The 10,198-nt window shown below is 68.0% G+C and carries 6 protein-coding genes; all 6 read left to right on the top strand.

What is annotated here, in order from left to right:
- Window positions 1-42: 42 nt before the first annotated feature.
- Window positions 43-4,014: a non-ribosomal peptide synthetase gene (locus IE267_RS39190; RefSeq protein WP_189766563.1), complete on the top strand. Its 3,972-nt coding sequence runs from the start codon at window positions 43-45 to the stop codon at window positions 4,012-4,014.
- Complete coding sequence (locus IE267_RS39185) at window positions 3,998-4,213, top strand: MbtH family protein (protein ID WP_167159895.1); 216 nt, start codon at window positions 3,998-4,000, stop codon at window positions 4,211-4,213. Before IE267_RS39190 ends, IE267_RS39185 begins: the two co-directional genes overlap by 17 nt.
- 51 nt (window positions 4,214-4,264) lie before the next feature.
- The gene (txtE, locus tag IE267_RS39180) at window positions 4,265-5,485 is read left to right on the top strand and encodes a 4-nitrotryptophan synthase (RefSeq protein WP_167159897.1); all 1,221 of its coding nucleotides are present in this window, start codon (window positions 4,265-4,267) and stop codon (window positions 5,483-5,485) included.
- A gap of 19 nt (window positions 5,486-5,504) precedes the next feature.
- The gene (locus IE267_RS39175; protein WP_167159899.1) at window positions 5,505-6,683 is read left to right on the top strand and encodes a nitric oxide synthase oxygenase; all 1,179 of its coding nucleotides are present in this window, start codon (window positions 5,505-5,507) and stop codon (window positions 6,681-6,683) included.
- Window positions 6,684-6,709: 26 nt separating this feature from the next.
- Window positions 6,710-7,717: a class I SAM-dependent methyltransferase gene (locus tag IE267_RS39170; protein ID WP_189766562.1), complete on the top strand. Its 1,008-nt coding sequence runs from the start codon at window positions 6,710-6,712 to the stop codon at window positions 7,715-7,717.
- Between the two features lie 181 nt (window positions 7,718-7,898).
- The coding region (locus IE267_RS39165; RefSeq protein WP_189766561.1) for an AMP-binding protein at window positions 7,899-10,198 on the top strand (2,300 nt) is incomplete at its 3' end.

The following is a 10,198-nucleotide window of genomic DNA, read 5'->3' as shown; positions in this document are numbered from 1 at the left end:
GCTGGTGTCGCCGGCAATTTGCGCGTCGGTGGGACTCGGCCGGTGCTCGAACCGCGGTCCCGTCCCGCCCTGCTGCCGTTGTCGGCCGCGCAGCGCAGGCTGTGGTTCCTCGCCCAGATGGAGGGACCCACCTACAACTCTCCCCTGGCGCTGCGTGTGTCGGGGAGGGTGAACCTACCCGCGCTGCAGGCGGCGCTCTCCGATGTGGTGGAGCGGCACGAGGCCTTGCGCACCGTGTTCCCCGAGCAGGACGGCGAACCCTTCCAGCAGGTGCTCACCGCTGCTGAGGCGGTGCCGGAGCTGGAGGTCGTCGCTGCCGACGAGCAGGGCTTGGACCGGGCCCTGGAAGTGGCGGCCGGCCGGCCCTTCGACCTGGCCAAGGATCTGCTGCTGCGGGCACGGCTGTTCACCCTGGCCGAGGACGAGTCCGTGTTGCTGCTCCTGAAGCACCACATGGTCAGTGACGGCTGGTCGACGGGGCTCCTGATGCGGGACCTGTCGACCGCTTACACCGCCCGCTGTCAGGACCAGGCGCCCGTGTGGAAGCAACTCCCGGTCCACTACGCCGATTACGCGTTGTGGCAGCGTGAGCTGCTCGGCGAGGAGGACGACCCGGACAGCGTGCTGCATCAGCAGTCCGCCTTCTGGCGCCAAGCCCTGGCCGGGGCACCCGAACTGCTGGAACTGCCCACCGACCGGCCCCGCCCGGCCGTATCCGGACATGGCGGCGCCGCCGTCCCCTTCACCGTCGACGCCGAACTGCACACCCGGCTGATGGCGCTGGCCAAGGCCCGCGGCTGCACCCTGTACATGGTCCTGCAGGCGGCGTTCGCCGCGTTCCTCACCCGTCTCGGCGCGGGCACGGACATTCCGATCGGATCAGCGGTGGCCGGGCGCGGGGACGACGCCCTCAACGACCTGGTCGGCTTCTTCGTCAACACGCTCGTCCTGCGCACGGACACCTCCGGGGATCCCACCTTCGACGAGCTCCTGGACCGGGTCCGCGAGAGCGACCTGGCCGCCTACGCCCACCAGGACCTCCCTTTCGAACGACTCGTCGAAATCCTCAACCCGCCCCGCAGCCTGTCCCACCACCCCCTCTTCCAAGTCATGCTCGTGCTCCAGAACAACAGCAGCAGCCACGACGGCTCGCTGCATGATCTGGAGCTCCGCGAGTGGCCGATCGCCCAGTCCGGAGCCAAGATCGATCTTGCTCTGACCGTGGGGGAGACAGCTGGTGGCGGACTGGCAGGGGCACTGGAGTACGCCACCGACCTCTTCGACCGGGCGACCGCGGAGAGCATGTGCGAACGGCTGTCCCGTCTGCTCACCGTCCTTGCTCACGAACCCGGGAGCCGCATCGGCGAGGCGGACATCCTCACCCCGCAGGAGCGGCGGCGGATGCTGGTGGAGTGGAACGACACCGCCCGTGAAGTCCCCGCGGCCACGTTGCCGGCACTGTTCGAGGCCAAGGTGGCGGCGGCACCGGACGGCGTGGCGGTCGTCCACCGGGACACCGACCTGACCTATGCCGAGCTGAACGCCCGGGCCAACCGCCTTGCCCGCCACCTGATCAGCGTTGGCATCGGCCCCGAGGACGTGGTCGGGCTGGCGATGCCGAGGTCGCCGCAGATGATCGTGGCCCTGCTGGCCGTGGTCAAGGCAGGTGCTGCGTATCTGCCGATCGACAGCGAGTATCCGCCCGAGCGGATCGCGTTCATGCTCGATGACGCCGCCCCTGTGTGCGTGATCACCACGGCCGCTACGGCACCCGGCCTGCCCACCGGAACCAAGGTGCTGGCACTGGACGATCCCGCGGTCGAGACGCTCCTCGCGTCCCAGCCGGACACCGACCCCGGTGACCGGGACCGGCGCGCTCCGCTGTCCCTGGACGCTCCCGCCTACGTCATCTACACCTCCGGCTCCACCGGACGCCCCAAGGGCGTCACCGTCACCCACCACGGGATCGCGAGCCTCGTCGCCAACCAAGCCGAACGCTATGACGCCGGCCCGGACAGCAGAGTCCTCCAGTTCGCCTCCCTCAGCTTCGACGTGACCGTTTCCGAATACTGCCTCTCCCTGCTGTCCGGGGCACGGCTGGTCCTTCCGGGGGCGACGTTCTACGGAGAGGCCCTCAGCGACTTCATGCGTGAGAAGGAAGTCACGCACGCCCACATCCCTCCCGCGGTGTTGAGCAGCCTTCCCGGCACGCGCCTGCCGGACCTGAGGGTGTTGATCACGGGCAGCGAGGCGTTGTCGGCCGAGCTGGTGGCGCGCTGGGCGCCGGGCCGGAGGATGGTCAACGCATATGGCCCTACGGAGGCGACCGTTGACGTGGCGTCCTGGGTCTTCGAGGGGCTCATCGAGGGCGAGCGGGTGGACGACATTCCCATCGGCCGTCCCGTCTCCAACGCGCGGGTGTTCGTGCTGGACGACGGTTTGAGGCCGGTTCCGGTGGGCGTCGCGGGCGAGTTGTACGTCGCGGGCGCGGGTCTTGCTCGTGGCTATCTGAACCGACCGGGGCTGACCGCGGGCCGGTTCGTGGCGAACCCGTTCGGTCCGGCGGGATCGCGGCTGTACCGCACCGGCGATCTGGTGCGGTGGCACGGGCACGGGTATCTGACGTTCCTGGGGCGGGTGGACGACCAGGTCAAGGTGCGCGGGTTCCGCATCGAGCTGGGTGAGATCGAGTCGGTGCTGCTGAAGGACGCGGAGGTCGCGCAGTCGGTCGCCGTGGTACGGGAGGACCGTCCCGGGGACAAGCGGATCGTCGCGTATGTGGTCGCTGCCGCCGGTACGGCGGTGGATGCGGCCGCCGTGCGTGAGCGTGCCGCGGCGATGCTGCCGGAGTACATGGTGCCTTCGGCGGTGGTGGTGCTTGAGGCCCTGCCGCTGACCGCGAACAGGAAGCTCGACCGCGGGCGGCTGCCCGCTCCGGATTACTCCACCGCGCACCGGCGGGCTCCGCGCACGGAACACGAGAGGGTGCTGTGCGCACTGTTCGGCGAGGTCCTCGGCCTTGAAGAGGTGTCCGTCGACGACGGGTTCTTCGATCTGGGTGGGCATTCGCTGCTCGCGACCCGCCTGCTCAGCCGCATCCGAGCGGAGCTGAACACCGAGATCTCCGTGCGCACGCTCTTCCAGGCTCCCACCGTTGCCGCCCTGAGCCGGCAGCTGCAGCTCCCCTCCTCGGACGACGCGCTCAGCCCGGTCCTTCCGCTCCGCTCCACCGGAAGACGCCTCCCCATCTTCTGTGTGCACCCGGTCGGTGGTACGAGCTGGTGCTACTCCGGATTGCTTCGGCACTTCGGACCCGACTATCCGTTGTACGGAATACAGGCCCGCGGGCTGAACGGTGAATCTCCCCTGCCGCAGTCCGTCGAGGAAATGGCTCGGGGCTATGTCGACGAAATCCTCACCATTCAAAAGAACGGTCCGTATCGCCTGGTCGGTTGGTCGCTCGGTGGAACCGCGGCGCATGCGGTGGCCATAGAATTGGAAAATCGTGGTTATGACGTCGAGTTCCTTGCTATGCTCGACTCGTCTCCGCACCCCGCTCCGCTGCGGGAGGAATCCGAACGTCCTGAAGCCATCCTCAGGGTCATCATGGAGGCATTCGGGGCGGAGGCCGGCGGCCTGGGTGAATCACCCGGCATGGACCAGGCCGTTGCGGCCATGCAGAAAAAGATGAGCACGCTGGGATCTTTGGCGCAGGGACAGGTGCAGAGAGTTCTCGAGGTGGCCCTGAACTCGGCCCGAGTTGGCACTCTTCCCCGTGCGGTGGGTCGGATGTCCGGTGACCTGTACGTCTATTCCGCAGTCGGCGGCAGGGATCGGGGTGCGGCAGACGCCGCGGCCCTGTGGGCACCGTATTGCACCGGTCAGGTCCACGCATACGAAGTCGACTGTGCGCACGGGGAAATGATGTCTCCTGAGCCGCTGTCGATCATCGCCAAGACTTTGGTGGCCACGGTGTGTGAGCTGGAGGAAAAAAGGAATGAAGAATCCGTTTGAGCGGGACGATGTCGACTACCACGCTCTCGTGAATGAGGAGGGCCAGTATTCGCTGTGGCCCACCACGATCGAGGTTCCCGCGGGATGGAGCGTCACGTACGGCCCGTCGGACAGGCAGTCGGTCGTGAACTTTATCGAAGGCGCATGGACGGACATGCGGCCCAAGAGCCTGGTCGACGCCATGAACAACCCGACCTAGCGGTCGAAATCCGAAGTGAATAGTTTTTTCGAATCTCGCAGGGAGCATTCCGTGGGGAATCTGTCACCGCTGTCGAATCCTGAAATCATCCCGAACCCCTACCCCGTCTACGCGGACCTCGCGGAGCGGGAGCCGGTCCACTGGTGCGACGGTTTGAACGCGTGGGCCGTGTTGCGGCACGAGGACTGCACGGGCGTGCTGCAGGATCCCCGGTTCAAGGCCGAACGCATGGAGGAGATCCTCAGCGGCAAGTTCGACGGGCGGACGCTGCCGGCCGACAACATTTACAACCGATTCACCAGCAACGTCATGATGTACACGGACGCTCCGCGTCACGGCGCCCTGCGGAAATCCACGCACGGTGGCTTCACGAGGGCGGCGCACGAGCACTACAACGAGGTCATCAAGCGCGTCGCCCACGATCTGGTCGCCGGCATCCCGGACGACGCGAACGTCATCGACGCGGTCGCCGAGCTGGCCGAAAAGCTTCCCGTGAACGCCGCGGTGCACGCCTTCGGAGTTCCCGAAGAGGACCTCGACACCGTGATACCCAGCGTGGACAAGGTCATGACCTACTGGTCGGGGCCCCAGGAACAGCCGGTGGAGCTCGACCAGTTGCTGGAGCACCTCACGGATCTGCACACCTACGCGCTCGAACTCGTCCAGGGGAAGCGGGGCACGGTCGTCGAGGACACGGTGATCGCCCGTCTTGCGGCCGGCCTCGCGGACCAGACCGACGTCACGCCGGAGCAGACGGTGCATCAGCTGGTCCTGTTGCTGATCGCCCTGTTCGCACCCACGACGCCCGGTTCCCTCGGCAGCGGCACGCTCGCCTTCGCGACGAACCCCGACCAGGTCGCACGCTTCCTGGAGAACCCCGCGTGCGTCGACAACGTGGCGAACGAAGTAGTCCGCTACAACGCGTCGAACCAGTTCACGTGGCGTGTTGCGGCGACGGACGTGGAACTGCGCGGCGTCCGCATCAAGGAGGGGCAGCGGGTTGCCCTCTTCCTCGGGGCGGCGAACCGGGACCCGGACGTTTTCGAGAACCCGGACAAGTTCGACCTCGACCGGAAGAACAGCGGCAAGAACCTGTCGTTCGGCTTCGGGCCGCACGCATGTCTCGGCCGGCAGATCGCCAGCCTCGAAATCAAGTGGTTCTTCGTTTCCCTGTTCGAGCGTTTCCCGGTGATCCGGCCCGCGGGCGAGCCCGAGTGGAACAGCAACCTCGAGTTCCGGTCGCTGCGGTCCCTTCCGCTGAGCCTGGGCTGACGGAGCTCCAAGAAATCCCATGGATACCGAACCGCTCCTGGCAAGCACTCCTCACCGGCACGCCTCGTCCACCGCGAGCGGCAGCATCGCCGACCTCGGCGAAGCGGAGGAATTCCTCCGCCAGTTCTACGCCGAACAGCCCGAGCAACCTGTCCCGTTCGCCGTGCGACTGGGGCAGGTGGTCGCCGAGGTCGACACCACGGGCACCTACCGGCACACCTCCGAGGAGCTGGCCTTCGGTGCCCGGGTGGCCTGGCGCAACTCCAGCCGTTGTATTGGCCGGGCCTACTGGAACAGCCTTCGCGTGCTGGACCGGCGGGACGTGACGACGCCCGAGGACATCCATCGCGACCTCTGCGAACACCTGCGCCGAGCGACGAATGCAGGACGCATCCGTCCGGTCATCTCGATCTTCGCCCCCGACACCCCCGAGCGGCCCGCCCCCAAGGTGTGGAACGACCAGCTCATCAGGTACGGCGGCTACCGTCGGCAGGACGGGACCGTTCTGGGCGATGCGGCGTACGTCGACTTCACCAACGTCGTCCGCGAGATGGGCTGGCTGGCGCCTCAAGGCCCCTTCGACGTGTTGCCGCTGGTCATCGAGACCGCCGACGACAAGCCGCAGCTCTTCGAGGTGCCGTCCGACCTGATCCGTGAAGTGGCCATCACCCACCCCGACCAGCCGCGGATCTCGAATCTGGGTCTGCGCTGGTACGCGGTACCGGCGATCTCCAACATGCGCCTGCGCATCGGAGGAATCGACTATCCCCTGGCGCCCTTCAACGGCTGGTACATGGGTACCGAGATCGGCGCGCGCAACCTGGTCGACGAGGACCGGTTCAACCTGTTGCCGACCGTTGCCGCATGCCTCGGCCTGGACACCAGCAGGGAAACCACCCTGTGGCGTGACCGCGCGCTGGTCGAGCTCAACGTCGCCGTCCTGCATTCCTTCACCGCCGCCGGCATCACGATCAGCGACCACCACACCGAATCGCGCCTCTTCCTGAACCACTTGGCCCGGGAAGAACGCAACGGCCGCACGGTGTCCGTGGATTGGAGCTGGATCGTTCCCCCGATCTCCGGTGGCATCACGCCTGTCTTTCATCGCTACTACGACGAAGTCGAACAGCGCCCCAATTTCCACCTCGACGACGATGCCCGGGCTCGCAGCCGGGGGCAATGCCCGTACGCGCACTGACCACCACAGCAATCAGGAGGACAGCAATGATCGACGCCCAGGAGGCCCGCTCGTGGAAGTCGGCGGCACAGCTCTACAACTCGGCCGTCGCCGCATCGGCCATCGGAGCCGCTTGGGAGTTGGGCGCGCTGGACGAGCTGCAGGACGAAGGGGCGCTTGACGCCCACGAGTTCGCGGCCAGGAACGACTTGGACCCGGCGGCGACCCTCGCGATGTTCCGGGCGCTGGCCGCGGTGAACATCGTGGAAAGGGACGGCACGCGGGTGACCCCCGCGGCGGACTTCGCCGAGATCCAGCAGACCCGGTCGTTCTTCCACTGGCTCACCAGGGGAAGCGGAGAGCTGTTCCGCCAGATGCCGCTGGTTCTCCAGAACCAGCACCGCAAGGGCGAGATCGATCCGAGGGATCCGGCGGCGGTCACCTACGCGTGCCGCGAGATCAACACCCTCACCTACGACCCCTGGTTCTGGTCGGCCGTCGACGGGATCGACTTCGACTTCACCATGGTCGCCGACCTCGGATGCGGCAACGGCGATCGGCTCATCAAGATCCTGGGACGCCGGCCGGGAGCCAATGGGATCGGCATAGACATCGCCGCCGACTCGCTGAAGGTGGCCGAGTCGGACGCTGCCGGTGCCGGGCTTTCCGATCGTCTGACCTTCGTCACCTCCGACGTGCGAACCATGGATCGGCGTCCCGAGTTCACCGAGGTCGAGCTGCTGACGTGCTTCATGATGGGGCACGACTTCTGGCCGAGGGAGCGGTGCGTCGCCACCCTCGCCCGCATTCGTGAGCTGTTCCCCAACGTCAAGCGCTTCCTGCTCGGCGACGCGACGAGGACGGTCGGCACCGCCGATCAGGAGCTTCCCGTCTTCACCCTCGGCTTCGAGGTGGCCCACGACATGATGGGCGTCTTCCTCCCCACCGTCGCCGACTGGGAGTCCGCGTTCGCGGAAAGCGGTTGGCGGGTGCGGCACAAGCACGCGATCGACATGACGGTCGGCGAGGTCATCTTCGAACTCGAACCCGCGTGACCTGACCCCCGCAGGCCCTTCGACGCACACCACACACCGTCATACAACTCCGCTCCGAGAAGGTGGCACGATGCCCGATCCGCACGACGCAAGGACCTTCCCGGTGACGGTTGCCCAAGAGGGTCTGTTGTTTCATGCGGAAGTCGAGCGGGACCTACGGGGTCTCCACACGACGCAGGTCGTGCTCACTGTGGACGGTCACCTGGACGTGGAGGCGCTCCACATCCGTGCCGCCCGGGTCGCCGGGGCACATCCCGGACTGCTCGCCCGCTTCGACCGCGATGCCCTGGGCGGACCCGTGTGCGTCGCCCGTCCCGGAGCCCGCCTGCCTTTGGTGCAGCGGCACGTCCCGGCCGGCGTCGAGGCGGACGCGACGGCCCAGCGGATGGCGGAAGACGAATGGGAGCGTGCCTTCGACCCCACCGGGGACGAACCTCTGGTGCGACTGCTCGTCATCACGACCGGTCAAGGCTCGCGCCACCACCTCGTCCTCACCGGCCATCGCGCGGTGCTCACCTCCGAGGCCGCCCGCGACCTCCTCGCCGCCGTGCTCGCTGGTGACCCGCGGGACGGGACGCGCGGAGCTTCGCGGGAGACCGCGGAAGCGGGACGGCCGTCGGAGGCCGACACGCGCATCGCCTGGCGGGAGGCGTTGCGCGACCTCGACGAGCCCTGCCTGCTCGGCCACGCGGCCGCGACCGGCCCGGACGGAGAGCCGCGGCGACGCTCCGAGTCGCTGTCCGTACCCGTACCACCCGCAATCGGCTCGCTCCCCGGCCGCCTCGGCGTTGCACCCGAAGCGTTCTACCAGACCGTCTGGGCTCTGGTGTGCATGAAGCTGAAGAACCGTCGGGAAGCGGTTCTCGGTGATGCGGACGACCTTCCCGTTCGGATCGTGGCGGCACCGCACGACACGGTCGCCGACGTGGTCCGGCGCACCGACGCGAGCAATGGGCTCCTGGCCGTCCACCGCCATGCGTCCGCCGCGACGCTGGCGGAGGCGTCGGGGCTCGCGGGCGCCGTCTTCGACACGGCGGTCGTCGTCGACACCCGTCGTTGGGATCGCGCCTCGCTCGGGCTCGGCGAACCGGGGGACGACGAGCCCGCCGGCCCGGCCGTGACCGGCGTACGGCTGCGCGACACCACGCACCACGCCGCCACTCTCGTCGTGCGGACCGACGGCGACGGAGGACCGCCCGGCGTCGAACTGAGCCACCGTGCCGACCGGTTGGCAGCCGACACGGCCCGAACGGCCGCCGATCTGTTCGCCCGCGCCCTGGCCGTGCTGGCCACCGAACCAGGAGTGCGCGTCGGCGCCGTCGACTGGCTCGGCGAATCCCTGCGCCACGACCTGCTCGTCGACTACAACGACACGGCCGCACGGCTCCCGCAGGCGCCGCTGCACGAGCTGTTCACCGAACAGCGGGACCGGACGCCGGACGCCGTCGCCGTCGTCTGCGAGGGGCGTGCCCTCACCTACGCCGGTCTCGACACGGCCGCGAACCGGCTGGCCCACCTCATCATCGGCCATGGAGTGAGGCCGGGCGACAACGTGGCCCTCTACCTGAGCCGCTCCGCCGAACTGATCATCGCCGAACTGGCCGTGCTCAAGGCCGGCGCGGCGTATGTGCCGCTCGACCCCCGCCAGCCCGCACAGCGACTTTCCTGGATGGTCACGGATGCGGGAGCGACCCTGTTGCTCACCGACCGACAGCCGGCCGACCTGCCTTTCACCTGTGACATCCCATGGGCTCGCGTCCCGGCGGGCGAAGACGCGGATGCCGTGGGCGATCCCGGAGCACCGGACGTCGACGTACACCCCGATCAACTGGCGTACGTGATGTACACCTCGGGCTCCACCGGTACGCCCAAGGGCGTCGCCAACACGCATCGCAATGTGGTCGAGCTCGCGCTCGACCCCTGCTGGGACGCGGCACGGCACCACCGAGTGCTCGCCTACTCGCCGCCCGCCTTCGACTCCTCGACCTACGAGATGTGGGTGCCGCTGCTGCACGGCGGTGGTCTGACGGTCCTGACCGGTGACAAGATCGACCTCGGAGATCTGGCCGGAGCCGTCGCGGAGCACGGCATCACCGCCCTCTACCTGACCACCGCCCTGTTCGACGCCATGGCACAGGAGCACGTCGAGGCCCTCTCCGCCCTCGACGAGATCTGGACCGGGGGCGACGTGCTGTCGACCACGGCCCTTCGCCGGGTCCTCGACGCCTGCCCGCAGACCACCGTCGTCCACGTCTACGGTCCGACGGAGACGACCGTCTTCTGCAGCTACCAGACGTTCGCCCCTGGGGCACACCCGGTCGAGTCGCTCCACCTGGGCCGTCCCATGGCCAACACCGCGCTCTACGTCCTCGACGAGTCGCTCGCCCCCGCTGCCCCTGGTGTGGTGGGTGAGCTTTATGTGGCGGGGTCGCATGTGGCGCGGGGTTATGTGGGGCGTGCGGGTTTGACGGCGGAGCGGTT

The sequence above is a fragment of the Streptomyces xanthochromogenes genome (genome assembly GCF_014650455.1).
In the GTDB taxonomy this organism is placed as follows: Bacteria; Actinomycetota; Actinomycetes; order Streptomycetales; family Streptomycetaceae; genus Streptomyces; species Streptomyces xanthochromogenes.
The sequence above is the reverse complement of the archived record's forward strand: the minus strand, read 5'-3'. Positions and strand labels throughout refer to the sequence as shown.

Excerpts from the sequence above, each read along its gene's own strand:
- IE267_RS39185 (WP_167159895.1), top strand. The coding sequence starts at position 3,998 with ATGAAGAATCCGTTTGAGCGGGACGATGTCGACTACCACGCTCTCGTG.
- IE267_RS39175 (WP_167159899.1), top strand. The coding sequence starts at position 5,505 with ATGGATACCGAACCGCTCCTGGCAAGCACTCCTCACCGGCACGCCTCG.
- IE267_RS39170 (WP_189766562.1), top strand. The coding sequence starts at position 6,710 with ATGATCGACGCCCAGGAGGCCCGCTCGTGGAAGTCGGCGGCACAGCTC.